The sequence below is a fragment of the Brevundimonas sp. genome (genome assembly GCF_044336875.1).
Lineage (GTDB): Bacteria > Pseudomonadota > Alphaproteobacteria > Caulobacterales > Caulobacteraceae > Brevundimonas.
In genome coordinates this window covers 1-25,697 of sequence record NZ_JBIIOP010000022.1, presented here as the reverse complement: position 1 = coordinate 25,697, position 25,697 = coordinate 1, and the positions used below count along the sequence as shown (strand labels likewise).

At 67.1% G+C, this 25,697-nt stretch carries 16 protein-coding genes; 7 read left to right on the top strand and 9 right to left on the bottom strand.

Translation table 11 applies throughout. The annotated features are described in order from the left end of the window. Nucleotides 1-50 precede the first annotated feature (50 nt). Genes ACIQ1T_RS17070 through ACIQ1T_RS17060 form a run of 3 tightly spaced genes read right to left on the bottom strand, consistent with a single transcriptional unit; the run spans nt 51 to nt 5,863 of the window. Complete coding sequence (locus tag ACIQ1T_RS17070; RefSeq protein WP_395945755.1) at nt 51-1,487, bottom strand: efflux transporter outer membrane subunit; 1,437 nt, start codon at nt 1,485-1,487, stop codon at nt 51-53. Then, nucleotides 1,487-4,753, bottom strand: a complete 3,267-nt coding sequence (locus tag ACIQ1T_RS17065) for an efflux RND transporter permease subunit (RefSeq protein WP_395945754.1) — start codon at nt 4,751-4,753, stop codon at nt 1,487-1,489. The genes ACIQ1T_RS17070 and ACIQ1T_RS17065 overlap by 1 nt, the downstream gene beginning before the upstream one ends. 3 nt (nt 4,754-4,756) lie before the next feature. Further along, a complete protein-coding gene (locus ACIQ1T_RS17060; RefSeq protein WP_395945753.1) occupies nt 4,757-5,863 on the bottom strand; it encodes an efflux RND transporter periplasmic adaptor subunit in 1,107 nt (368 codons plus the stop codon). 270 nt (nt 5,864-6,133) lie between these two features. On the opposite strand from ACIQ1T_RS17060, the gene ACIQ1T_RS17055 reads away from it, so the two are divergent. Continuing rightward, entirely contained in the window at nt 6,134-6,703 is a 570-nt protein-coding gene (locus tag ACIQ1T_RS17055; RefSeq protein ID WP_395945752.1) for a TetR family transcriptional regulator, read from the top strand. 69 nt (nt 6,704-6,772) lie between these two features. On the opposite strand, the gene ACIQ1T_RS17050 is transcribed toward ACIQ1T_RS17055, so the two are convergent. Both ACIQ1T_RS17050 and ACIQ1T_RS17045 read right to left on the bottom strand, forming a co-directional pair. Continuing rightward, on the bottom strand, nt 6,773-8,050 hold the full coding sequence (locus tag ACIQ1T_RS17050) for a sugar MFS transporter (protein ID WP_395945751.1): 1,278 nt from the start codon (nt 8,048-8,050) through the stop codon (nt 6,773-6,775). A gap of 197 nt (nt 8,051-8,247) precedes the next feature. Beyond that, nucleotides 8,248-11,076, bottom strand: coding sequence for a TonB-dependent receptor (locus tag ACIQ1T_RS17045; protein WP_395945750.1), 2,829 nt, complete (start codon nt 11,074-11,076; stop codon nt 8,248-8,250). A gap of 286 nt (nt 11,077-11,362) precedes the next feature. Between ACIQ1T_RS17045 and ACIQ1T_RS17040 the strand changes: the two genes are divergently transcribed. After that, on the top strand, nt 11,363-13,177 hold the full coding sequence (locus tag ACIQ1T_RS17040) for an alpha-amylase family glycosyl hydrolase (protein ID WP_395945749.1): 1,815 nt from the start codon (nt 11,363-11,365) through the stop codon (nt 13,175-13,177). An 86-nt stretch (nt 13,178-13,263) separates the two neighbouring features. Continuing rightward, nucleotides 13,264-14,826 (top strand): alpha-amylase family glycosyl hydrolase, encoded by a 1,563-nt coding sequence (locus tag ACIQ1T_RS17035; RefSeq protein WP_395945783.1) that lies wholly within the window; start codon nt 13,264-13,266, stop codon nt 14,824-14,826. Nucleotides 14,827-14,831: 5 nt separating this feature from the next. Here the strand turns inward: ACIQ1T_RS17035 and ACIQ1T_RS17030 are convergent, their stop codons facing one another. Then, nucleotides 14,832-15,884, bottom strand: coding sequence for a LacI family DNA-binding transcriptional regulator (locus ACIQ1T_RS17030; RefSeq protein ID WP_395945782.1), 1,053 nt, complete (start codon nt 15,882-15,884; stop codon nt 14,832-14,834). A gap of 64 nt (nt 15,885-15,948) precedes the next feature. Between ACIQ1T_RS17030 and ACIQ1T_RS17025 the strand changes: the two genes are divergently transcribed. The 4 genes from ACIQ1T_RS17025 to ACIQ1T_RS17010 are packed head-to-tail and all read left to right on the top strand — an operon-like array spanning nt 15,949 to nt 22,848. Next, on the top strand, nt 15,949-18,012 hold the full coding sequence (locus ACIQ1T_RS17025) for a glycoside hydrolase family 97 protein (RefSeq protein ID WP_395945748.1): 2,064 nt from the start codon (nt 15,949-15,951) through the stop codon (nt 18,010-18,012). Then, nucleotides 18,009-19,535, top strand: a complete 1,527-nt coding sequence (locus ACIQ1T_RS17020) for an MFS transporter (RefSeq protein ID WP_395945747.1) — start codon at nt 18,009-18,011, stop codon at nt 19,533-19,535. Before ACIQ1T_RS17025 ends, ACIQ1T_RS17020 begins: the two co-directional genes overlap by 4 nt. Next, complete coding sequence (locus tag ACIQ1T_RS17015) at nt 19,532-20,467, top strand: alpha/beta hydrolase (protein WP_395945746.1); 936 nt, start codon at nt 19,532-19,534, stop codon at nt 20,465-20,467. The genes ACIQ1T_RS17020 and ACIQ1T_RS17015 overlap by 4 nt, the downstream gene beginning before the upstream one ends. A gap of 8 nt (nt 20,468-20,475) precedes the next feature. Next, a complete protein-coding gene (locus tag ACIQ1T_RS17010) occupies nt 20,476-22,848 on the top strand; it encodes a glucan 1,4-alpha-glucosidase (RefSeq protein WP_395945745.1) in 2,373 nt (790 codons plus the stop codon). A 55-nt stretch (nt 22,849-22,903) separates the two neighbouring features. On the opposite strand, the gene ACIQ1T_RS17005 is transcribed toward ACIQ1T_RS17010, so the two are convergent. From ACIQ1T_RS17005 to ACIQ1T_RS16995, 3 genes are all read right to left on the bottom strand, one after another. Further along, nucleotides 22,904-23,596: a TorF family putative porin gene (locus tag ACIQ1T_RS17005; protein ID WP_395945744.1), complete on the bottom strand. Its 693-nt coding sequence runs from the start codon at nt 23,594-23,596 to the stop codon at nt 22,904-22,906. Between the two features lie 92 nt (nt 23,597-23,688). Continuing rightward, on the bottom strand, nt 23,689-25,038 hold the full coding sequence (locus ACIQ1T_RS17000) for an ammonium transporter (protein WP_395945743.1): 1,350 nt from the start codon (nt 25,036-25,038) through the stop codon (nt 23,689-23,691). A gap of 232 nt (nt 25,039-25,270) precedes the next feature. Further along, nucleotides 25,271-25,697, bottom strand: a 427-nt coding sequence (locus ACIQ1T_RS16995; protein ID WP_395945742.1) for an isocitrate/isopropylmalate family dehydrogenase, incomplete at its 5' end; no start/stop codon positions are given.

Below are 25,697 nucleotides of genomic sequence, written 5' to 3'. Positions count from 1 at the left end.
GGACCGGCGTCTCCCTTCCATGCGGAAGGAGGACGCCGGCCTCGACGGGTTCAGTTCTCGGCTTGCTGCCAGCCGCCGGCCAGGGCGCGGAACAGGGCGACCTGATAGGTGGTCACCAAAGCGTCCGACTGGGCCAGGGCCGCGTCGGCCGAGGCCTGGGTCCGTTCAGCGTCCAGAACCAGCAGGAAGCTGTCGGCGCCGGCGTTGAAACGCTGACGCGACAGGCCGGCGGCGCGGGCCGCCTGGTCGCGCGCCTCGGTCAGGGCGGCACGGCGGTCCAGTTCGTTGGCGTAGTTGGACAGGGCCGTTTCCGTCTCCTGCAGGGCGGTCAGCACCGTCTGATCGAAGGTGGCCAGCGCCGCATCCGAACGGGCGCCGGCGGCCTTGATCTGGGCGCGCGCGGCGAAGACGTTCGGGAACGACCAGCTGATCAGCGGACCGAAGCTGAAGCGGAAGTTCTGATCATCGCCCAGTTCGCCCGATTCCAGCGCGGTGGAGCCGATCGAGCCCCCCAGGCTGATCTGCGGGAAGAGGTTGGCGGTGGCCACGTTCACGCGCGCGGCGGCGGCGGCCAGATTGGCCTCGGCCTCGCGCACGTCGGGACGACGCGCCAGCAGGGCCGCGCCGTCGCCCACCGGGATCGGCTGGCTCAGTTGCGGCGGACGGACACAGGCGGCGGCGGCCTGGCTGGCCTCGGCCGGGGTCACCCCGGTCAGGGTCGCCAGGCGGAACAGGGCCTCGTTGCGGGCCGCACGCAGGGTCGGCAGGGTCGCCGCCGTCTGCGCCAGGGCCGCGCGGGCGCTGGCCACGTCCAGCCCGGTCCCCGCGCCGTTGTCGAGCAGGGTCTGGGTCAGGTTGGAGGTGTTGCGCTGCAGGTCCAGCGTCCGCTCCGCCACCGCAATCTGGGCGTTGGCCGAGCAGGTGTCGGCATAGGCCCGGGTCGTCTCGGCGGCCACCGTCACCTGGACTGTCGCCAGGGCCGCTTGCGCGGCGCGGGCGTCAGCGCGGGCGGCGCGGATGGTCGATTCGACGCGGCCGAACAGATCGACCTCGTAGGAGGCCTGGAGACCGACGTCATAGGTGTCGATCTCGGGCGCCTTCTCGCCGGCCGGCAACCCCTGAACCGTGGCCGCAGAGGCGCGGCTGCGTTGGGCCTGGGCGCTGGTCGTCGTGGTCGGGAAACGGCCCACGCGGGCCTCCGACAGCGACGCCTGGACGGCGCGAAGATTGGCGAAGGCGGCCTCCAGTTCGTTGTTCTGGGCGAACGCCTGCTGGATCAGGCCGTCCAGAGTCGGATCGTTGTACAGCCGCCACCAGTCGTCCCTCGCCTCGGCGGTCGAGACGGTGGACGAGGTGGAGCCGATGAAGGCGCCCGCACCCGCCGCAGGCAGGTCGGCCGAGGGCGCCCGGGGCCCGACCGCACAGGCGGCGAGCAGGGCGCTCGCAGCCGCGGCGGTCAGGAAGGACAGGGTCGTGTTGCGGGTCATCAGTGGTCCCCAATCCGGCCGGTCGCCGGCGCAGGCGCATCGTTGTCGACGATGCTGTCATGAGGCGGCATGCCGTAGGTGGTCGGCAGTTCGCGCTCCTTCTTCGGCGACTGGGGCAGCTTCGACGACAGCCAGCGCGTCACGACGTAGAAGACCGGCGTGAAGATCAGACCGAAGAAGGTCACCCCCAGCATCCCGGAGAAGACGGCCGTGCCCAGCGACTGGCGCATTTCCGCGCCAGGTCCGGTCGCCAGCATCAGCGGCACGACGCCGAGGATGAAGGCGAAGGAGGTCATCAGGATCGGGCGCAGACGGCTGCGGGCGGCGTGCACGGCCGCGTCGAAGCGGTTCATGCCCTCCTCCTCTTCCGCCTGTTTGGCGAACTCGACGATCAGGATGGCGTTCTTGGCCGCCAGCGCGATCAGAACGACCAGGCCGATCTGGACCAGGATGTTGTTGTCCAGGCCCCGGATGTTCACCCCGATGATGGCTGCGAGCAGACACATCGGAACGATCAGGATGACCGCCAGCGGAAGCGTGAAGGCTTCATACTGGGCCGCCAGCACCAGGAAGACGAAGACCACGGCCATCAGGAAGATCATGGTCGCGCCCGAACCGGCCGCCTTCTGCTGGTAGGCCAGCTCGGTCCACTCGTACGAGAAGCCTTGCGGCAGGGTGCTGGTCGCCATCTGCTCCATCACCTGCAGCGCCTGGCCCGAGGACACGCCCATGGCGGGGTTGCCCTGAAGTTCGGCGGCCGGGAACAGGTTGTAGCGGACGATCCGCGACGGCCCCGAGTCATTGACCAGGTTCGCCACCGAGCCGATCGGAACCATGGCTCCGCTGGTCGAGCGGGTCTTCAGGTTGGCGATGTCGGCGATGTCGTCCCGATACTGCGGCTCCGCCTGCGCCGTCACCCGGTAGGTGCGGCCCAGCATGTTGAAGTCGTTGACGTAGGACGAACCCAGATAGACCCCCAGCGTGTTGAACACGTCGCTGGGCTGGACCCCCATCATCAGCGCCTTGTCACGATCGACGTCGGCCGACACACGCGGCGAGCCGGTGTTGTAGGTCGAGAAGACCTGGCTGACCTGATCCGGCGACTGTGCGGCCGCGCCCATCATGGCGAAGGTCGCTCCCTCCAGCGCGCGGTAGCCGGCGCCCGAGGTGTCCTGGATCATCATCTTGAAGCCGTTGCCGTTGCCCAGACCCTGAACCGCCGGCGGGGCGATGACGAAGATCTGCGCGTCCTCGATCGAACCCGTGGCCTGGGTGATGGCCCCGGCCAGGGCCGTCGCAGCCTCCTCCTTGGTCCGCTCCTCGAAGGGATTCAGGCGAACGAAGATGGTGGCGGCGTTGGAGCCGAACGAGAAGCTGGCGCCGTCGAGGCCCGCGAAGGCCACGGTGCCGTTGACGCCGTCCGTCTTCTGCATGATCTCGCGAGCGCGTTGCATGACCGCTTCGGTGCGGTCCAGCGAGGCGCCGGCGGGCAGCTGGATGACGCCGATCAGGAAGCCCTGATCCTGCTCGGGAATGAAGCCCGAGGGCGTATCGACCAGGCGCCAGGCGGTCAGGCCCAGCAGACCGGCGTAGATGATCAGCACTAGGCCGACCGTCCGCACCAGACGCGCCGTCAGGCGACCGTAGCGGTCCGACAGCCAGTCGAAGCCCTCGTTGAACTTGCGACCGGCCCAGCCGCCGTAATAGGCGACCGATCCCAGCACGCCCGGCTTGCGGACGTTCTCGTGGTCCTTCTTGTGCGGCTTCAGCAGCAGGGCGGCCATGGCCGGCGACAGCGTCAGGGACACGAACAGGGAGATCACCGAGGCCGAGGCGATGACGACGGCGAACTGGCGATAGAAGATGCCCGGAATGCCCGGCACGAACATGGTCGGCACGAACACAGAGATCAGCACCAGGCCGATGGCGATCAGGGCGCCGGAGACTTCCTGCATCGATCGATAGGCGGCCTCCTTCGGCGTCAGGCCCTCGCTGATGGCCCGTTCCACGTTCTCGACCACGACGATGGCGTCATCGACGACGATGCCGACCGCGAGGACCAGGGCGAACAGGGACAGGGAGTTGATCGAATAGCCCAGGGCCAGCTGCACGGCGAAGGTGCCGACCAGGGCGACCGGGATGGCCACGATCGGGATGATCGCAGCGCGCCAGGTCTGCAGGAAGACCATGATCACGATCACGACCAGGAAGACGGCCTCGACCAGGGTGTGCTGAACCGACTCCACCGATGCGGCGACGAATTCTGTCGGGTTGTAGGGCACGGAGATCGCCATGCCGGCGGGCAGGTCGGCCTTCATGGCCTCGACTTCGGCCAGGACACGGTCAGCGGTGCCGAGGGCGTTGGCCCCGGGCTGCTGCACGATGGCCATGCCGACGCCGCGCTGGCCGTCGAAGAAGCCGCGGATGCCGTAATCCTGGGCGCCCAGCTCGATCCGCGCCACGTCGCGCAGATAGGTGATGCGTCCGCTGTCGTCCGTCTTGAGGACGACGTTCGAGAACTGGTCGGGATCGGTCAGACGACCCTGGACCTGGATCGGCAGTTGGAAGGCCGCGGCGTTGGTCGCGAACGGCGGCTGGCCGATGGAGCCTGCGGCCGCCTGGACGTTCTGGGCCTGAAGCGCGGCGACGATATCCGGACCGGTCAGACCGCGCTCGGCCGCCTTGGCCGGGTCGATCCAGATCCGCATCGAATAGTTGCCGCCGCCGAAGATCTGGACCGCGCCGACGCCTTCGAGGCGCAGCAGACGGTCCCGCAGCGTCGAGTTGGCGTAGTTGCCGACATAGTCGTTATCCAGCGCTCCGCTGGGCGACGTCAGCCCCAGGATCATCAGGAAGCCGCTTTCGGCCTTGTTGACGATGATGCCGGTCTGACGAACCGCGTCCGGAAGACGAGGCTCCGCCAGGGCGACCCGGTTCTGGACCAGGACCTGCGCGGAATCGAGGTCGGTGCCCGGCTGGAAGGTCACGGTGATCGCCACCGCCCCGTCCGAGGTGGACGAGGAGGTGAGGTACAGCATGCCCTCGACGCCGTTCACCTCCTGCTCGATGGGGGCGGCGACGGTCTCGGCCAGGGTCTCGGCCGAGGCGCCGGGATAGGTGGCGTTGATGGTGATCGTCGGCGGCGCGATCTCCGGATACTGCGACAGGGGCAGCAGCGGATAGGCGGCGATGCCGATGATGGAGATCACCACAGCGATCACGGCCGCGAAGATCGGCCGGTCGATGAAGAAGCGGGAGATGTTCATGGCTTAGTCGCCGGTGGAAAGGCTGTTGGCGAACGAGGCGCTCGAGGCCGGGGCCGCCTGGGTGACCGGTGCGTCCGAAGCCGTTTCGGCGACGGGCGTGATACGGCCGTTCTGGGCGGTGACCTTGGCGCCCGGCTGGGCGGCGCGTTGCAGGCCGGCGATGATGACGCGATCGGTCGGGGCGATGCCCGACTTGATCACGCGCAGACCCTGGACGATCGGGCCCAGTTGCACGGCCTTGGTGGTGACGGAGCCGTCGGCGGCGACGACCGAGACGACACGGCGCGCCTGATCGGTGCCGATGGCGGAATCCGGGACCAGCAGGGCGTCATAAGAACCGGCGCCGGCGACCTGGGCGCGACCGAACAGGCCCGGACGCAGGAAGCCGTCGCTGTTCGGCACGATGGCGCGCATACGGATGACGCCGGAGGCGGTGTCCAGCGCATTGTCCGAGAAGTCGAGGCGGCCGGTGCGGGTGTAGCCGCTCTCGTCCTGCAGGCGGATCCGGACCGGAGCGCCGTTGTTGGCGCCGCCGTCACGCAGATACTTCAGCAGGACCGCTTCCGAACCGTCGAAGACGAAGTGGATCGGACCGCCCGAGATGATGGTGGTCAGAACGTCGCCCGCCGAGGAACCGCCGGCGACGACATTGCCCGGATCGACGCGACGGTCGGACACGCGGCCCGAGGTCGGCGCCGTGACGCGGGTGTATTCCAGGTTCAGTTGAGCCGTACGGACGGCGGAGTTGGCGGCGGCCAGATTGGCCACGGCCGCGTCGACGGCGGCCTTGTTGGAGTCATACTCCGCCTTGGACACGGCCTGAGACGCCAGCAACGCCTCGCTGCGCGCCAGGTTGGCGCGGGCAAGACCCAGTTGCGACGTCATCTGCGCCACCTGGGCCTGGGCCTGGGCCAGAGCCGCCTGGGCCGGACGCGGGTCCAGGGTGAACAGCAGCTGTCCGCGCTGAACCATCTGACCGTCGGTGAAGTGGACGGCCTGAATATAGCCGCCGACCCGAGCCCGCACCTCGACGCTCTCGACCGCTTCGAAGCGGCCCGTGAATTCGTCCCAGTCCACCACCTTCTGCTGCAGCGGCGTGGCCACTGTCACGGGAGGCGCGCCTTGCGCCTGTCCTTCAGCCTTGGGGGAACAACCATATAGCGCACCCGTCACCATGACGGACACGGCCGCAATCTTCAGCCCGCGCATCTGCGCAATCTCCCTGTCGGAGGTAAAATCCCAGTCGAGCGGACATAGGCCGATGGGGAGTCGGCCTTGTCAACGCGTGGTGACTTAATGCTGGGCATCGTGACGCTTGTCAACACGCGTTGACAAAGCCATATGTGATCTACGGTTATTCACCTGTGGAGTGTCATCCCCTTGTTATGTCCCGGCCCACGTCCGAGGAACGCCGCAGCGACGCGCACGGCCATCCTCGATGCTGCGCGCGAACGTTTCGCGGCCGAGAGCTATGACGATGTGGGCATGCGCGACATCGCCCGGGACGTCGGGGTCGATGCGGCCCTGATCAGCCGCTATTTCGGCTCCAAGGACGATCTGTTCCTCGCGGCCCTGGACAGTTGCGGCGACGGCAGCAGCCTGATGTCAGGGGACAAGGCCGACTTCGGCCGGCGCGTGGCGCACGAGATCGTGTTCGAACCCAAGAAGGCCGAGAAGCTGAAGGGCATGTCGATCATGCTGCGCTCGGTCGGTTCGGCCAAGGCCTCGGAAATGGTCCAGACCACCTGCACCGCCCGCTTCTTCGCCCCTTTGGAAGATTGGCTGGCCGGGCCGGACGCCACCGTGCGCGCGCGGCTGCTGGCTGGCTTCATCATGGGCATGTCGGTCAGCCGCGAACTGGGCGGCGGCACATTCAACATCGAACCCGCCGAATGCGAGCGGATGCGCGATCGCCTGGCGCCGATCCTTCAGGCGTTGATCGACGGCTGACACGCCCCCGGAATTGATAAGGGCGCGGAGATCGCTCTCCGCGCCCTTTGTCTTGCCCGAAGACTGACCTCAGTGTGGCGAAGCCGATCCCGAGACCTCGGTCTTGGCCTTGGTCCGCACACAGGCGATGGCGAAGACGGTCAAGCCGACATAGCCCAGCATCGGCACGAAGAAGGCCGGTTGCAGGGCGCCGGCGGCGTCGGCGATATGGGCCGCGATCTGCGGCAGCAGGGCGCCGCCGATGATGCCGAACACCAGCAGGCCCGAGGTCGCCGAGGTCGGCGCCGTCGACCGTTCCAGCGTCAGGGTGAAGATGGTCGGGAACATGATCGAGTTGAACAGACCGATCGACAGGGCCGCATAGGCCGCCGTCGGACCACCGACCTGGCTGACCACGAAGCACAGGATCCCTGCGGCGACCGTGCAGACCGCCAGAACAATGCCGGGACGAACCTTGGTCAGGACCAATGAACCGATGAAACGACCGACCATGGCCCCGCCCCAGTAGAAGGCGACCATCTTGCCGGCGGTCTCGATGGGGGCGTTCAGGACCTCCGGGCTCTCCAGGAAGTTGGTCAGCATGCCGCCGATCGACACTTCCGACCCGACATAAAGGAAGATGGCCAGAGCCCCGAAGACGGCCCAGGGCGAGGTCAGGGCCTTCAGCGGCGAAACGGCCTCGGTCGTGGCCGGAGCAGCAGCGTTGATCTTCTTGCGCGCGGTGAAGATGAAGAAGGCGACCACGGCGAAGAAGGCGCCCATGCCCAGGAAGGCCAGGTCGATGCTGCGCAGCGACTGGGTCCGGGTCGCGGCCGTGACTACGGCGCCGGCGGCGAAGACGCCGCCCGTCAGCAGAACGTGCGAGCCCAGATACGGACCGACCGTCGTGCCCAGCGAGTTGAAGGCCTGGGACAGGTTCAGACGGCTGGACGCACCCTTGGGACTGCCCAGCTCGGCCACCAGCGGATTGGCGGCGACCTGCAGCAGGGTCACGCCCGAGGCGATGACGAACAGGGCGATCAGCACGCCCGGATACCAGTCGGCGGCCGTGGCGGCCGGCACGATCAGACAGCCCGCGACCATGACGATCAGGGCGCCGATGATCGATCGGCTGTAGCCCAGCTTGCCCAGCACCGCCGCCGCCGGCAGCGACATCAGCCCATAGGCGATGAACCAGGCGAAGGTGGTCAGGAAGGCTTCGGCGTTATTCAGATCGAACACCCGCTTCACCGCCGCGATCAACGGATCGATCAGCGAAGTGGCGAAACCCCAGGCGAAGAACAGGGTGGTGATATAGCCGAAGGCCAAGGCTGTGCCCTGGCGTTTCGCGGCCTCTGGTGCGGACATCTAATCCCCCTCTCAGGATCAAAAACAAATCGGCCGCGCTTTGCCGCGCGGTTCTGGTCGCCTTGGTTCGGTCATAGCGGCCGATCCGTCCAGCGGAAAAGCCGTTCCTGTAACCAAACTTGGCGCGACCGCCCCTTCCTGGAAAAAGAAAGGGCCGCTCCGTTTCCGGAAGCGGCCCAGTTTGCTCAGGGGAGAAATCAGAAGCGGTAGTTCATGCCCACCGCGAAGGTCCGGCCGTAGCTCTGATAATCGATGGTGCGGCGCTCATCGCCGTTCTCGAAGGTCTTGAACGGCTCGTCGGTCAGGTTGTTGACCTGGGCCAGGATCGACAGACCCTCCAGCGGACCCGACTGGAACTCGTAGCCGATCTGGGCGTCGACGACGGTCTCCGCCGCGACCGAACGCAGGGTGCGGCCGTTGCCGAAGCCGGCGACCTCGCCCAGATAGTCCGAGCGATAGCGGGCCGAGACGCGCGACTGGAAGCCGTAACGCTCATAATACAAAGTGCCGTTCAGGACGGTTTCCGACAGGCCCGGCATGGTGGTCGGCGGGTTCAGCGGATCCGGCTGGACCTCGCTGTCCGTCTGCGAGGCGCTGAACATGCCGCCGAAGCCTTCCAGCACGGGATGGAAGATGTCGAACGGCGCCGAGACCGAGAATTCCAGACCCTTGATCCAGCCGCCGTTGCCGTTCTCGGGCGTGGTCAGGACGCCCTGGTTGATCACGGGCGGGACGCCGCCGGTCGGATAGCCGGTGAAGTCGAACAGCACGTTACGGGTGTAAACGTAGCTCTCCAGATCCTTGTAGAAGGCCGCCAGCGAGACATAGCCCTTGCGGTTGGCGAAATACTTCTCGAACGAGACATCGACCACATTGGCGATGAAGGGCTTCAGGGCGGGGTTGCCGCCGCCGCCGCTCCACGGTGAATTCTGCTCGGGCGTGGCGTTCTCGTTGTTGTTGCCCGCGTTGAACGAGAAGTTCCGCGAGGCGCGCATGTCGTCCATCCGCGGACGGGCCAGGGTGCGGGCCACGGCGAAGCGGGCGAACATGTCGTCGCCGACTTCCAGGATGAAGTTCGAGCTGGGCAGGATTTCCAGATATTCCGCGCCGCCCGTGACCTCGGTGACGGCGGCGACGCCGGCGCTCAGCTGTTGCGCCTCGAAGCCCTGGCCCTGCTGATCCGTATAGACGAACTGCATGCCGACGTTGCCGGTCAGCGGCAGGCCGAACAGGTTGTGGTCGATATTGGCGCGGATATAGGCGGTCGAGACCTTTTCGGTCACTTCCCAGTTGCCGGCGGCGACGTCGGCGTTCGGGTTGCGCACCAGGTCCAGCAGGCCGCTGTTGACCAGGCCCAGGGCGTCGTAGCTCAGCACCTGCGAGATGCCGAGATAGCCCAGGTCAGTCGGGTCCAGCAGGTATTCCGACGGCACCGTCAGGTCGCCGCCGCCGGGGACGCCGATGTAATACTGGTCGTTGACGAAGCTCTTGGACCGTTCCGAATAGTTGAAGCCGAAGTCGATCGACTTGAACGGGCTCTGGTGCAGCTGACGGTTGGCGGTCAGGCGCACGGCCTTGATCTCGTCCTCGATGGACGGGGTGTTCATATAGCCGACCTGACCGCCCGGAATGACGTCCGAACCCCAGCCCTGGGCCGAGGTGATGCGGATCAGGGTCGGGTCGGCGTAGTTCAGCTGGCTGGTGAACTGGGTCACGCCGTCATCGGTCAGGACGAAACCCAGGCTGTCCAGGGCGCCGTTGATGTTGCGGCCGGTGCCGGCGTTGGTTTCCAGGATGACGTCGCTGCGCTCGACCTTGGAATAGTTGAGGTCCAGGCCCAGGGTCCAGTCGTCGTTGGCGACGAACTCGGTGTTCCAGCCCAGGGCCGTGATGTTGCTGTCGCGCTTGTTCAGATCGTTGCGGACCACGCCCTTGATGTTGTCCCAGGTGCCGGCGACGATCATGCCGTCCTCGACGGTGTAGCCGGGACGCAGCGACGGGGCCGGACGGCAGACGTCCGGCGTGGGGACGTCGTTGGTGATCTGGCAACCGCCCAGGACCGTGTCGCTACGGCCCGGGCTTTCGGCCAGGCCGCCCCAGGCCAGCGGAAACTCGATGCCGCGCAGGACCTGGGTGTTCTTGAACTCGGAATAGAAGGCGTCGATCGTCGAGTGAATACGGTCGTTCGGGCGCCATTCCAGCACGCCCATATAGCCGTCACGCTCCAGTTCCGAAGACATGACGTAGGGCTTGACGCCGCCGGTCAGCAGATTGCCGTCGGTATAGGTCGGATAGCCCCAGCTGTTGAACCGCTCGGACTGATACGGCGAGCTCATGTGGGCATAGCCCAGGGCCACGCCGAGCGTGCCGTCCATGAACTGGTCGATATAGGAGATGGTGTAGCGGTCGCCGTTGTCGGTCGTGCCCGAGTTCAGGGCGCCGATGTCGTTCCACTCGTGGCGATAGTTCACCGCCATGGCCTGACGGCCATAGGCCAGCGGACGGATGGTGCGCAGGTCGACTGTGCCGGCCAGGCCCTGGCCGACCAGGGCCGCATCCGGCGTCTTGTAGACGGTCACGCCGCCCAGCAGTTCCGACGGGAACTGGTCGAACTCGACGCCGCGGTTGTCGCCGGTCGTGACCAGTTCGCGACCGTTCAGCAGGGCGGTGGTGAAGTCGGGGCCCAGGCCGCGGATCGAGATGGCCTGGCTGCGGCCGTCGAGGCGCTGCGAGGTCACGCCCGGCAGGCGGGCCAGGGATTCGGCGATGGAGACGTCCGGCAGCTTGCCGATGTCCTCGGCCGAGATGACCTCGACGATCGAGGTGTTGTTGGCCTTGGCCGAGATCGATGCCTCGATCGAGCGGCGGATGCCGGTGACGACGATTTCGCCGACCTCGTCCGCCTGATCGTCGGTCGGGGTGTTTGTGACGGTTTGGGCGTGGGCGTTGCCGACGGCCAGCAGGGCGGCGGCCCCGAAGGCGACACCGGACAGCAGGCGCGCACGCCGATTGAGACGTTGAATCATGATCATCCTCCCTGAGGGCTGGTCGCGATTCTGAACGTCGCGACCGGAGCCGTCGCAAAAATATGCAAATCTTCGACATTCTTGCAAGCTGTTAATGTTGGAGCCGGGTTACCGCTGCTTTTCAACGCCCAAGAACACCCCACACAGTCAGGCTTTGAGCAAGGTTTACGCCTGCTGCTTGTTGCAATGCAGCATTCTTATCCGCGTTGACAGCGACGGGCAGGACTGCAAAATCTTGCAAATCGATCTGGAAGGCTTTGCACTTTCTGGGCGGGAGGACAGCGAAATGGCCAACACTCGACAGTGGAAGACCTCGGCGCGCGCCCTGACGGCGGCGGCGGCCCTGCTGGTCTCGACCTCGCCCCTGCCCGTCTTGGCCCAGTCGTCCACGGCTCTGGAGGCCCTGCGCCAGCGTCCGCCGCAGGACGAGGTGATCTATTTCCTGCTGCCCGACCGGTTCGCCAACGGCGATGAAACCAACGACCACGGCGGCTACGCGCCCGAGCGGCTGACCAGCGGTTTCGACACGTCCGACACCGACTTCTATCACGGCGGCGACCTGGCCGGGGTCGAGCAGCGGCTGGACTATATCCAGGGCCTGGGCGCCACGGCCGTCTGGCTGGCGCCCATCTTCAAGAACAAGCCGGTGCAATCGCACGGCAGCTATACCGGCGCGGCCCACCACGGCTACTGGATCACCGACTTCACGGCGGTCGATCCCCATTTCGGCGACGAGGCGGCGATGCGGTCGCTGGTCGAGGCCGCCCATGCGCGCGGCATGAAGGTCTATCTGGACATCGTCGCCAACCACACGGCCGACGTGATCAAGTATCGCGAATGCCCGGATCGTCCGTGCGAATACCGCAGCCGCGCCGACTACCCCTACACCCGACGGGGCGGCGTGGACGGAGCGGCGATCAACGAGGGTTTCGACGGCCGCGACTTCTCGCGCCTGACCCGGCCCGACTACGCCTATTCCCCCTATGTCCCGGCCGGCGAGGAGAACGCCAAGGTTCCCGCCTGGCTGAACGACCCGATCCATTATCATAACCGGGGCGAGAGCAGTTTCGCGGGCGAGAGCGCCTTCGACGGCGACTTCGCCGGTCTGGACGACCTGTTCACCGAGGATCCGGTCGTGATCCAGGGCATGATCGACATCTTCGGCGGCTGGATCGAGAAATACGGCATCGACGGCTACCGCATCGACACCGCCCGCCACGTCAGCCCGGTCTTCTGGCAGGCCTTCATCCCCGCCATGCTGGAGCGCGCCCGCGCCAACGGCATCCCGAACTTCCATATCTTCGGCGAGGTCTATGATCCCGACCCGGCGGTGACGGCCCGCTTCACCAAGGTCGACCGGTATCCCGCCGTGCTGGACTTTCCGTTCCAGAAACAGGCCACCGACGTCGCCTCGGGCAAGGTCGGGACCGACGCCCTGACCAAGCTGTTCGACGCCGACACGATCTACGCCCGGGGCGCCGAGACGGCCGCCATCCTGCCGACCTTCCTGGGCAATCACGACATGGGCCGCGTGGGCTTCTTCGTGAAACAGGCCAACCCCCAGGCCGACGACGCCGAGATCCTGGCCCGCGTGCGCCTGGCCCACGCCCTGATGATGTTCAGCCGCGGCGTGCCTACCCTCTACTATGGCGACGAACAGGGCTTCGCCGGCGCCGGCGGCTACGGCAACTCGCGTCAGGACATGTGGCCCAGCCAGACCGCCGTCTATGCCGCCGACATGCCCATCGGCGGCCGCCAGCCCGCCTATTCGACCGAGGCCCCGCTCTATCGGGCCATCGCCGAGATGGCCCGCATCCGCGCCGCCGAACCGGCCCTGCGTCACGGCCGCCAGGTGGCCCGCGCCTCGGGCGAGAAGCCGGGGCTGTTCGCCGTCTCCCACCTCGACGAGACCGGCGGCGAGACCCTGGTCCTGTTCAACACCTCGACCGCCGAAGTCTCGGCCCAGGTCGAGGTGGAAGCCGCCTCCCTGCGGTGGCAGGCTGTGCACGGCGACTGTGAGGCCGAGGCCTCCGCCCCGGCCAGTTACGCCGTCCGCGTCCCTCCTCTCGACTATCTGATCTGCAAGAGCGCCGCCCAGTGAACGCCCACAAACCCGACCTCTCAGCAGCTCCTCAGACGGGGGCCGAAGCGGCGACCGCCCACCCCGACTGGTGGCGCGGCGCGGTCCTGTATCAGGTCTATCCGCGCAGCTTCGCCGACGCGAACGACGACGGCGTCGGCGACCTGAAGGGCATCACCGACCACCTCGACCACGTGGCCTCCCTGGGCGTGGACGGCATCTGGCTGTCGCCCTTCTTCAAGTCGCCGATGAAGGACTTCGGCTACGACGTCTCCGACTATTGCGACGTCGATCCGATATTCGGAACCCTGGCCGATTTCGACGCCCTGGTCGACCGCGCGCATGAGTTGGGCCTGAAGGTCGTCATCGACCAGGTCTTCTCCCACACCTCGGACGAACACCCCTGGTTCGTCGACAGCCGCGCCTCGAAGTCGGGCACCCACGCCGACTGGTACGTCTGGGCCGACGCCAAGCCGGACGGCTCGCCGCCATCGAACTGGCAGTCGGTGTTCGGCGGCCCGGCCTGGACCTGGGACGCGCGTCGTCGCCAGTATTACATGCACAATTTCCTGGCCTCGCAGCCCCAACTGAACGTGCGCAATCCGGCGGTGCAGGACGCCCTGGTCGCGGCGGCGAAATTCTGGCTGGACCGGGGCGTGGACGGCTTCCGTCTGGACGCCATCAACTTCTCGATCCACGACACCAGGCTGACGGACAATCCGCCCTTCACCGACGACCGCAAGAAGACCCGGCCCTTCGACTTCCAGGACAAGATCCACAATCAGAGCCAGCCCGAGACGCTGGGCTTCCTGAACCGGATTCGCGCCCTGACCGACAGCTACGACGGCCGGTTCACGGTGGCCGAGGTCGGCGGCGACCATGCCGACCGCGAGATGAAGGAATACACCGCCGGCGACGACCGGCTGCACTCGGCCTACGGCTTCCTCTACCTCTACGCCGACGCGCTTAAGGGCGAACTGGTCGCCCAGGGCGAAACCATGTGGCCGGATCAGCAGGGCGAGGGCTGGCCGTCCTGGACCTTCTCCAACCATGACGCGCCGCGCGCCGTGTCGCGCTGGGCCGAAGGCCGCGACCGCAAGGCCTTCGCCGAAATGGCCCTGCTGCTGCTGGTCAGCCTGCGCGGCAATGTCTTCGTCTATCAGGGCGAGGAACTGGGCCTGCCCCAGGCCGAGGTGCCGTTCGAGCGTCTGGTCGATCCCGAGGCCATCGCCAACTGGCCCGAGACCCTGGGCCGCGACGGCGCCCGCACCCCCATGCCCTGGCATTCAAAGCAGGCCAACGCCGGCTTCTCGACCGTCGAACCCTGGCTGCCGGTCGACGCCCGTCACCTGCCGCTGGCGGTCGATGCGCAGGAGGCCGATCCGGCCTCGACCCTGCAGGTCGCCCGCCGCCTGATCCGCCTGCGCCATCAGCATCCGGCCCTGCGTTACGGCGGCATGGATCTGGTCGAGACGCCGGGCCTGCTGGTGTTCGAACGGCACGAGCGCGGCGGGTCGAACGAGCGCCTGCTGTGCGTCTTCAACCTGGGTCACGACACGGTCGACTGGACCCCGCCCGCCGGCGCGACGCGCATCGAGGCGATCAACTGGACCGAGGCGAACGGCGCCGCCCTGCCCCCGCTCGCCGCCCTGGTCTTCAGCCTGGCATGACGGTCTCAGCCGCCACAGGTCTCGCGCACGATCAGATCGGTGGGCACACGCTCCGACCGACCGGCGGTCGCGCCCCCGTGGTCGAGCAATTTGGACACCATCAGCCGTCCGGCCTTCACCGTGTCCTGGGCGATGGTGCTCAGGGCCGGGCGCGCATAGCGGCTGAACGGGACGTTGTCGAAACCGATGACCGAGACGTCGCCGGGCACGGTCAGCCCCGCGTGCTGCAGGGCGCGCACGGCGCCCAGGGCGATCTGGTCGGAGGCCGCGACCACCCCGTCGAATTCGATCCCCCGGCGCACCAGGGCGTCGACCGAGGCCTCGGCCGACTCGACCTCGAAATGAGCGGGCACGATCAGGTCCGTATCCACGGCGATGCCCGCCGCCTCGAGCGCCTCAAGATAGCCCCGGTGGCGCTGCAGGGCTTCAAGCGGATCCAGGTCGCCCAGGAAGACGATGCGTTTGCGCCCCAGCCGCGCCAGATGCGACGTGGCCCGGCGGCCGCCGGAGAAGTTGTCGGAGCCGATGGAGCAGTAGTCCTGCTCGGGCAGGTCGGCGCCCCAGACCACGAAGCGATGATCCCCGGCCGCCAGCCGGTTGAAGGCGTTGTGCAGGCTGGACTGGCCCAGGAAGATCACCCCGTCCGCGCGGCTGGTGTTCATCGCCGCCGCCAGCTCGTCATAGGTAGCCGGCGAGATATGGCTCATCAGCAGGTCGCAGTCGCGCTCGCGCGCCGCCTCGCCCACCCCGGCCAGAAGCTCCAGGAAGAAGGGGTCGGAAATCCGCCCTTCCCGCCCCTGCGGTCGCGGCGTCACCAGGGCGATGGTGCCCTGCGCCCCGATCGGACCGGCGGGCATGTAGCGGCGGAACGGATAGTCGTGCTCCTTGGCCAGCTTCCAGATCAGCTGTTTGGTCCGGTCGTTGACGGCGGGACTGTCGTTCAGGGCGCGCGAGGCCGTGGCGATGGACACGCCGGCCAGGCGCGCGATGTCTTCAAGTCGGGTGGTCTTGCGGCTCAAGGTCGCGGTTCCTGGCGGCAGCCTGTGATTGCTGCAAATTTTTCTGCAAACATTTCAGCCACCGTTCGTAGCGGTTGGCAAGAGGCGGCGTAACGGAGTTCCCATGATGCAGCGCAGATCCTTCCTCGCCCTCGGCGGCGTGTCCCTTCTGGCCTTCGGCGCGACCGGCGCCCGCGCCCAGACCACGCCCGCCCATGCCCGCGCCTCATCGCCCGGCGGCGTCCTGACGGTCGAGGCCTTCACCGACAACGACGGCCGTCCGATGTATGCGGTCAAGCGTCAGGGCCGGTTCGTGGTCGCCCCGTCCAAGCTGGGCTTCCTGCTGACCGACGCCCCCGCCATCGAGCGTGGCCTGACCATCACCGCCGGTCAGCCCGTGACCGTGGACGACACCTGGGAGCAGCCCTGGGGCGAGCGCCGCTTCATTCGCAACCACTACAACGAATGGCGCGTCACCTATGCCGAGACCGCCGGCCTGCAACGCCGCGTGGACGTGGTCTTCCGCCTGTATGACGACGGCCTGGGCTTCCGCTACGAGTTCCCGCAACAGCCCGGCCTGACCACCGTCCGCTTCAACTCGGAGATCACCGAGTTCAACCTGGCCGAAAACGGCGAGGCCCTGTGGTGCCCGGCCTGGGAATGGAACCGCGAGGAATATCTCTACAGCCGCACCGCCATCGACGAAGTCGGCAGCGCCCAGACCCCGATGACGATCAAGGGCCAGTCCGGCCTGCACGTCTCGATCCACGAGGCCGCCTGCGTCGACTACGCCGGCATGAACCTGCGCCGCTCGGAGGGGACCCGCTTCCGCGCCCAGCTGACGCCCGGCCTGACCAACGCCGCCGTGGTGCGCGAGGCCCCGTTCAACACCCCGTGGCGCACCCTGCAGATCGCCGACGACGGCGCAGGCCTGATCGAGTCCAGCCTGATCCTGAACCTGAACGAGCCCAACAAGCTGGGCGACGTCAGCTGGTTCAAGCCGATGAAATACGTCGGCGTCTGGTGGGAGATGCACCTGGAGCTGAAGAGCTGGAACTCCGGTCCCAAGCACGGCGCCACCACCGAGAACACGATCAAACACATCGACTTCGCGGCCAAGCACGGCTTCGGCGGCGTCCTGGTCGAGGGCTGGAACAAGGGCTGGGACGGCCAGTGGTTCGCCAACGGTGCGGACTTCAGCTTCACCGAGGCCTATCCCGACTTCGACCTTGAGCGCGTGACCACCTATGCCGCGTCGAAGGGCGTGCAGTTGATCGGCCACCACGAGACCGGCGGCAACGCCTTCCACTACGAGCAGCAGCTGGAAGCGGCGATGGAGCTGTACGGCCGTCTGGGCGTCCGTTCGGTCAAGACCGGCTATGTCGCCGACGCCCAGGGCGCCCGCGTCGCCGGGCCGGACGGCCAGATGGTCATGGCCTGGCACGAGAGCCAGGCGATGGCCCAGCACCATCTGAAGGTCGTCGAGACCGGCGCCCGTCACAAGGTGGCGGTCAACGCCCACGAGCCGTTCAAGGACACCGGCCTGCGCCGCACCTATCCGAACATGATCAGCCGCGAAGGCCAGAGGGGCATGGAATATTCCGCCTGGGGCAATCCGTCGAACCCGCCCGAGCACGAGCCGAACCTGGTCTTCACCCGCCTGCTGGCCGGGCCGATGGACTATACCCCCGGCATCTTCGGCATGGAGACGCGCAGCCCGCAGGGCGTGATGACCACCTGGGCCAAGCAACTGGCCCTCTATGTCGTCATCTACAGCCCGATCCAGATGGCGGCCGACCTGCTGGTCAACTACGAGAACAACCCCGGCCCGTTCCAGTTCATCAAGGACGTGCCCTGCGACTGGGCCGAGACCCGCGTGCTGGCGGCCGAGCTGGGCGACTATGTCGTCACCGCCCGCAAGGACCGCAACTCGGACGTCTGGGCCCTGGGCGCCGTGACCGACGAGAACCCCCGCGTCCTGACCGCCCGCCTCGACTTCCTCGACGCCGGCCGCCGCTACCGGGCCGAGATCTATCGTGACGGCCCCGAGGCCAACTTCACCGACAGGCGCGAGGACATCGTCATCGAGCAGCGCAACGTGACCTCGGCCGACGTCCTGACCCTGGCCCTGGCCCCCGGCGGCGGTCAGGCCATCCGCTTCGTGCCCATCGGACGTGCGCGTCGATGAGCACCGCGACGCCTGAACCCATCCACGCCCATCGCCCGCGCCTCTCGGCGCTGGCGATCTGGAACATGTGCGTCGGCTTCTTCGGCATTCAGATCGGCTTCGGCCTGCAGAACGCCAACACCAGCCGCATCTTCCAGACCCTGGGCGCCGAGGTCGATACGCTGGCGATCCTGTGGATCGCCGCGCCGCTGACGGGCCTGTTGGTCCAGCCGATCATCGGCCATTTCAGCGACCGCACCTGGACGCGGTTCGGGCGTCGTCGCCCCTATTTCCTGGTCGGAGCAATCCTGACCACCCTGGCCCTGATCGCCATGCCCAACAGCCCCAGCCTGTGGTTCGCCGCAGCCATGCTGTGGATCATGGACGCCTCGATCAACATCACCATGGAGCCATTCCGCGCCTTCGTCGGCGACAATCTGCCGGAGGAGCAGCGCACCGCCGGCTATGCGATGCAGAGTTTCTTCATCGGCGCCGGAGCGGTCTTCGCCTCGACCCTGCCGTGGCTGCTGTCCAATGTCTTCGGCGTGGTCTCGACCGCCGAGGCGGGCGTCGTGCCCCTGTCGGTCAAGATCGCCTTCTACGTCGGCGCCGCCGGCCTGTTCACCGCCGTCCTGTGGACCGTGCTGTCGACCCGCGAATACAGCCCCGAACAGATCGCCGCCTTCGAGCAGGCGAAGACCGGCATCGCCCACGACGACACGCCCGAACCGCCCGCCAAGTCGGTGCAGGGCTGGCTGGGTTCGGGGCTGGTCTGCGGCGTCCTGGGCCTGTTGGCGCTCGGCCTGATCACCGTCCTGAACCTGGAAAAGGAACTGCTGATCCTCGGCGGCTTCCTGGTCGGTTTCGGCCTCTTGATGATCGCCGTCGGCATGATGCAGCGCCGCCGGATCACCAACGCCGCGACCGAAATCCTGAACGACATCTTCCGTATGCCCGAGGCCATGCGCGGTCTGGCGGTCGTCCAGTTCTTCAGCTGGTTCGCCCTGTTCGCCATGTGGATCTACACCACCGCCGCCGTGACCAGCGTCCACTATGGCACCACCGACCCCACCTCGACCGCCTACGCCCAGGGCGCCGACTGGGTCGGGGTGCTGATGGGGGTCTATAACGGCGTCGCGGCCCTGGCGGCCTTCGCCCTGCCGGTCATCGCCAGGCGGATCGGCCGCAAGGCGACCCACGCCCTGATGCTGCTGTGCGGCGCGGCGGGCCTGATCGGCGTCTTCGCCATCCGCGAGCCGGGCCTGCTGTGGATCCCGATGATCGGCGTCGGCTTCGCCTGGGCCTCGATCGTCTCCCTGCCGTACGCCATCCTGTCGGCGGCGGTGCCGGACCGGAAGATGGGCGTCTATATGGGCGTCTTCAACATCTTCATCGTGGTGCCCCAGCTGCTGGCCGCCACCGTCCTGGGCCTGATCCTGAAGACCCTGTTCGACGGTCAGGCCATCTGGGCCCTGGTCCTGGGCGGCGTCTCCTTCGTCCTGGCCGCGATCAGCGCCCTGCTGGTCAAGGAGCACCGGGCATGAACCGCCGCGGTCTTCTGACCCTGATGGCCGCCCTGCCCTTCGCCGGCGCCGCCCAGGCCCAGATCGCGGGCGGCCGCCTGATCGTCCACGACGACCTGACCCTGTCCCACGCCGCCCCGCGCAAGGTCTCGATCTGGCTGCCGCCCGGCTACGACGCCTCGGACGACCGTTACCCGGTCCTCTACATGCACGACGGCCAGAACCTGTTCGACGCCTCGACCGCCTATTCCGGCGAATGGGGCGTGGACGAGCATCTGACGCGGCTGATCGCCAATGGTCAGGTCCGCGCCCCGATCGTGGTCGGGGTCTGGAACACCCCGCTGCGTCTGCGTGAATATGTGCCCGGCGACCTGATCGCCGCCCTGCCCGAGGAGATGCGCGCCGACGTCCAGGCCATCTATGGCGGCGCGCCCCTGTCGGACGGCTATGTCCGCTGCCTGACCGAAGAGATCAAACCCTTCGTCGACCGCACCTATCGCACCCTTGCCGGGCGCGAGGACACGATGATCTCCGGCTCCAGCATGGGCGGGCTGATCTCGATGTATGCGACGATGAAACGGCCCGACGTCTTCTCGGCCGCCGCCTGTCTGTCGACCCACTGGCCGCTGAAGGTCGTGGGCCTGCAGGACGGCCCCGAACTGGACGCCTGGCGCGAACGGCTGGTCGCCGCCTGGACCGGGGTGATCGAGCGCGGCCTGCCCGCCCCAGGCAGCCATCGCTTCTATTTCGACCGGGGCGACGAGACGCTGGACCAGTTCTACGCCGCCTTCCAGACCCAGGTGGACCAGAGCTTCCGCCGTCGCGGCTACGGCCCCGGCGACTTCCAGAGCCTGGTCTTCCCCGGCGCCCAGCACACCGAGGCGTCCTGGAACCAGCGTCTGGACGTCCCCCTGAGCTTCCTTCTTTCCCCCGCCCCCACGCGCAACCCGTGAGGACCACAATGCGTCACTTCCGTACCTTCTGCCTCGCCGGCGCCGCCGGCCTGGCCCTCGCCTCCGCCGCCTCGGCCCAGTCGGGCATAGCCCCCGGCGCGCCGGGCGCCGCCCCTGTCTGGTCCAGCGCGGCCAAGACCGGCGCCGGCGCATCCTATGAGGCCTATGTCGACGGCCAGTATCGCGACAGCGGCCCGACCGGCGCCGTGTCCAAGGTCTGGTATTCGATCGCCGACGGCGTCCTGACCGAGACCATGTACGGCCTGATCCACGAGGCCCAGATCAAGTCGCTGCGCTTCGCCGGCGTGACCCACGACGGTCTGGTCGTCGAGGGCGACGACACCAACAGCCGCACCGAATATCTGCACGTCGACGCCCAGGGCCGCCCCCTGTCGCCCGCCTATCGCGTCACCACCCAGGACAAGAACGGTCGCTTCGAGATCGTGAAGACCATCTTCAGCGATCCGGACCGCAACGCCCTGGTCCTGCGCGTCGCCATCACCGCCCTGAAGGGCGACGTGACCCCCTATCTGCTGCTGGAGCCGCACATCGCCAACACCGGCGTCGACGACCTGGGTCAGGCTGCGCGCGACGGCTTCCACGCCTGGGAAGGAGACACCCATCTGGTGCTGAAGCCCAGCCAGGCCTTCGACAAGGCCAGCGTCGGCTTCGTCGGTGCGTCGGACGGCCTGACCGACCTGCAGAACGGCCGGATGGACTGGACCTACGCCTCGACCGGCGAGACGGCCGGCAACACCATGATGACCGGCGCCCTGCCGCGCCTGCGCGCGGGCCACAGCCTGCAGCGCGACTTCGTCATCGGCTTCGGCCACAGCGAGGCCGAGGCCCGCGCCGCCGCCGACGGCTCGTTCCAGACCGGTCTGGACGAGGTCCTGGCCCGCTTCAACGGCGAGGGCGAACGCGTGGGCTGGGAAGACTACGTCGCCTCCCTGAGCGAACTGCCGCGCATCGCCGAACAGGCCACCGACGGCGGCAAACTGGCCTATGCCTCGGCCCTGATGCTGAAGGTGCAGGAAGACCGCACCCACGCCGGCGCCCTGATCGCCTCCCTGTCCAACCCCTGGGGCGACACGGTGGACGCCTCCAAGTCCTCGACCGGCTACAAGGCGGTCTGGCCGCGCGACTTCTATCAGGTGGCCATGGCCCTGGCGGCCCTGGGCGACAAGGAAACGCCGCTGGCGGCCTTCAACTATCTGCCCCAGGTCCAGGTCGGGCCGAACACGCCCGGCAATACCGGCGTCGGCGGCTGGTTCCTGCAAAAGACCCACGTCGACGGCGAACTGGAATGGGTCGCGGTCCAGCTGGACCAGACGGCCATGCCGATCATGCTGGGCTATCGTCTGTGGAAGATGGGCTGGCTATCCGACGCCCAGATGACCGAACACTATCGTTCGATGCTGAAGCCGGCGGCCGACTTCCTGGTCGACGGCGGCAAGATCGGCCTTCTGTGGAACGACGCAGAGATCAAGCCGCCCTTCACCCAGCAGGAACGCTGGGAGGAGCAGCAGGGCTATTCGCCGTCCAGCACCGCCGCCCTGGTCGCCGGCCTGACCGTCGCCGCCGAGATGGCCCGCGCCTCCGGCGATACGGCGGGCGCGACCCGCTACCAGGTCGCCGCCGACAGCTATGCGTCCAAGATCGAAGACCGGATGTTCACCACCAACGGCGACTTCGGCGACGGCCGCTACTACATCCGCATCACCCAGAACGAGAACCCGAACGACAAGGCCCCGATCGGTGCAGCCAACGGCCAGATCGCGCCGCAGGAAGACCGGGTCGTCGACGGCGGCTTCCTGGAACTGGTCCGCTACGGCGTGCGCAAGGCCGACGATCCGCACATCGTCTCCACCCTGCCCGTCTATGACGACCAGGGCCTGGAGGACCTGTACCGGGTCCGCTACGACTTCGGCCCAGAGGGCGACAAGACGCCGGGCTGGCGTCGCTACGGCGTCGACGGCTATGGCGAGGACTGGCGTACGGGCGCCAATTACGGCGTCGGCGGCGAAATGAGCCCCGGTCAGCGCGGCCGGGTCTGGCCCTTCTTCACCGGCGAACGCGGTCACTACGAGCTGGCCCGCGCCAGCGTAAACGGCACGCCCTCGGCCGCCGACATCGCCGCCATCCGCCAGACCTATGTGCGCGGCATGGAGCGTTTCGCCAACGACGGCCTGATGCTGGCCGAACAGGTCTGGGACGGCGTCGGCGACCCGACCGCCAAGGACTACGCCCTGGGCCAGAACACGGATTCGGCCACCCCCCTCGCCTGGACCCATGCAGAATATCTGAAGCTGCTGCGGTCGCTGGCCGACGGCAAGGTCTGGGACAGCTACGACCCGGTCCACGACCGTTACGCCCGCTGAATGAAAAAGGCCCCGGAGAGCGATCTCCGGGGCCTTTCCATTTTAGGTCGACCGATCAGAACGCGAACTTCAGACCCGCCACTACCCGGTCGGAAGCACCGGGGACGCCCGTGACATCCGTATCATGGTAACGAACATCGAAGCCGATGGTGTCGTCCAAGGCATAGGTCGCGCCGATATTCCAAGTGGCGTAGTCATCCCCAACGTCCAGAAATTGTTGCCCCACGGCCCCCGAGACGGTCAGCTTCTCAATCGGCGAAAAGGCGCCATTGAGTTCGACATAGGTGGCGCTTTCGTCGACGCCGAAGAAGTCCGGCGAATAATAGACAGCGGCGCCGACGGTAGCGGGGCCGATCGCGCGGGATCCGGCAGCTTTGAACTCCACATAGTTGTAGTCGGCACCCGAAGGCTCGCCGGGATAGAGATAGCCGATCACGCCGAAGTCCAAAGCATAACCAGCAGCTTCCGTCCGATAGCCGCCGTAGACATCGACTTCAGCGTTCGTGTCATCGCCGAAATCGACATTCGACGCCCACGCGCCCGCGTAGAAGGACCCATAGGTCATATCCACGCCGCCCTGAATCGCAGGATTTTCGTTCGTCTGGCTGAAGCCGCGGAAGACGTAATCGCTGACGGCTCCAATGTTAGCCGAGAATGTAGGCTCTTCTGCCGAAGCAGGCGCCGGTGCGGCAGACGCAATCATTCCAATCGTGAGGGCCGCGGCGGCGGCGAACATTTTCACGCTCATACTGTATCCCCTTGTTTTATATTGTATTCGAGAGAGTAGTCAGCCCTAGGGCCGTGAAGTGCGGGCGCGGCCGGCGGGCCGCGCCCCACCCATCAGTGGTCCAGGCTCTCGCCGTGCAGCGAGGTGTCCAGACCGGCGGCTTCTTCCGCCTCGCTCACGCGCAGGCCCGTGGTGAACTTGCAGATGATGAGGATGATGAAGGTGCCGACCGCGCTGTAGGCGATGGTCCAGGCCAGGCCGAGGGCCTGGGCGCCGATGTTGGCGCCTTCCGACAGGCTGTTGATCGCGGTAGTCGCGAACACGCCGGTCAGCAGGGCGCCGATCAGACCGCCGGCGCCGTGGATGCCGAAGGCGTCCAGGGAGTCGTCGTAGCGCAGCAGCTTCTTGATCCAGACCGAAGAGATGTAGCAGACCGGACCGGCGATCAGGCCGATGATCACCGCGCCCTTGGGATCGACGAAGCCGGCGGCCGGGGTGATGGCCACCAGACCGGCGACGACGCCCGACAGCATGCCGATCAGCGAGACCTTCTTCTTCTCGATGAACTCGATCACCTTCCAGGTCAGAGCCGCAGCGGCGGCGGCCAGGACGGTGTTCAGCAGGGCGACGCCCATCAGTTCGTTCGCAGCCCCCGCCGAGCCGGCGTTGAAGCCGATCCAGCCGACCAGCAGCAGCGAGGCGCCGATCATGGTCAGAACGGGGTTGTGAGCGATGATCGGTTCGGCGCCATAGCCCTTGCGACGCCCCAGGAAGATGGCGCAGACCAGACCGGCCACGCCCGAGTTGACGTGAACGACCGCGCCGCCGGCGAAGTCCAGCACGCCGGCCGAACCCAGGAAGCCGCCGCCCCACACCCAGTGACAGATGGGCGCATAGACCAGCAGCGACCACAGGGCCGTGAACAGCAGCAGACCCGAATATTTCATCCGCTCGGCGAAGGCGCCGGTGACGAGGGCCGGGGTGATGATGGCGAAGGTCATCTGGAAGCTGATGAACAGATATTCCGGAATGCCGGTCAGCAGGCTGTTGGCCGTGCCCAGGGTCACGCCGTTCAGGAACAGCATGTCGAAGCTGCCGATGTAGGGCTGCAGGCCCGCATCAGGATTGGCGCCGAAGGCGATGCTGTAGCCGGCGATGAACCAGACCAGCGAGACCACGGCGAAGACGCCGACCGACTGGGTGATGGTGGCGATGACGTTCTTACGGCGCACCATGCCGCCGTAGAACAGGGCCAGACCCGGCAGGGTCATCAGCAGGACCAGGGCCGTCGAAGTGCCCAGCCAGGCCGTGCCCGCGCCGTCCAGCTCGAGCGCCGACTGGTGCGCCAGAAGGACCGGCCCCGCCTCCGGCGTCTGGGCGAAGGCGCCCCCCGCGTAGAAGAGACCGATGGTCAGTAACAGGAGCGCGGCGGCTCCCGGAAGTCGATTCCAGACACGCGACATGAGCAAAAACCCCCTTAGCAATCTCGCAGATGCGAAGGTTTTACCGCAATCACGATCCGCGCAAGGGGCTTGACCATAAACGGTGCAACTTTCTTGCAACTATCACGACAGAAAAGTTAAGGCCCGCATGATCATTGCGTCATGCAGGCCTTAACCGTTTTCTTTTCCCGTCAGAAACCGGTGTTTCCGACAGGATTTTCAACAGGGTAAATAGGCGTCGCGAGCCTGGGCGTCAGGCCCAGTGCATCTGCACCCGATGGGCCGCCGCCCAGTGGATGGCGCGAATGGCGTCGATCACGGCCTCGGTCGCGGCGCGGGTGCCCAGTTCGCCGCCCAGGTCGGCGGTCACGGCGCCGGCGGCCAGGACGGCGGCGACGGCGGCCTCGATCGAATCGGCCTCGTCCTCCAGCTTCAGGCTGTGACGCAGCAGCAGGGCCGCCGACAGGATGGTGCCGACAGGATTGGCCAGATCCTGCCCGGCGATGTCCGGCGCCGAACCGTGGATCGGCTCGAACAGGCCCGGCCCTTCCGTGCCCAGCGAGGCCGACGGCAGCAGGCCGATGGAGCCGCCCAGCACCGAGATCTCGTCCGACAGGATGTCGCCGAACATGTTCTCGGTCAGGATGACGTCGTATTCGCGCGGCTTGCGGATCAGGTGC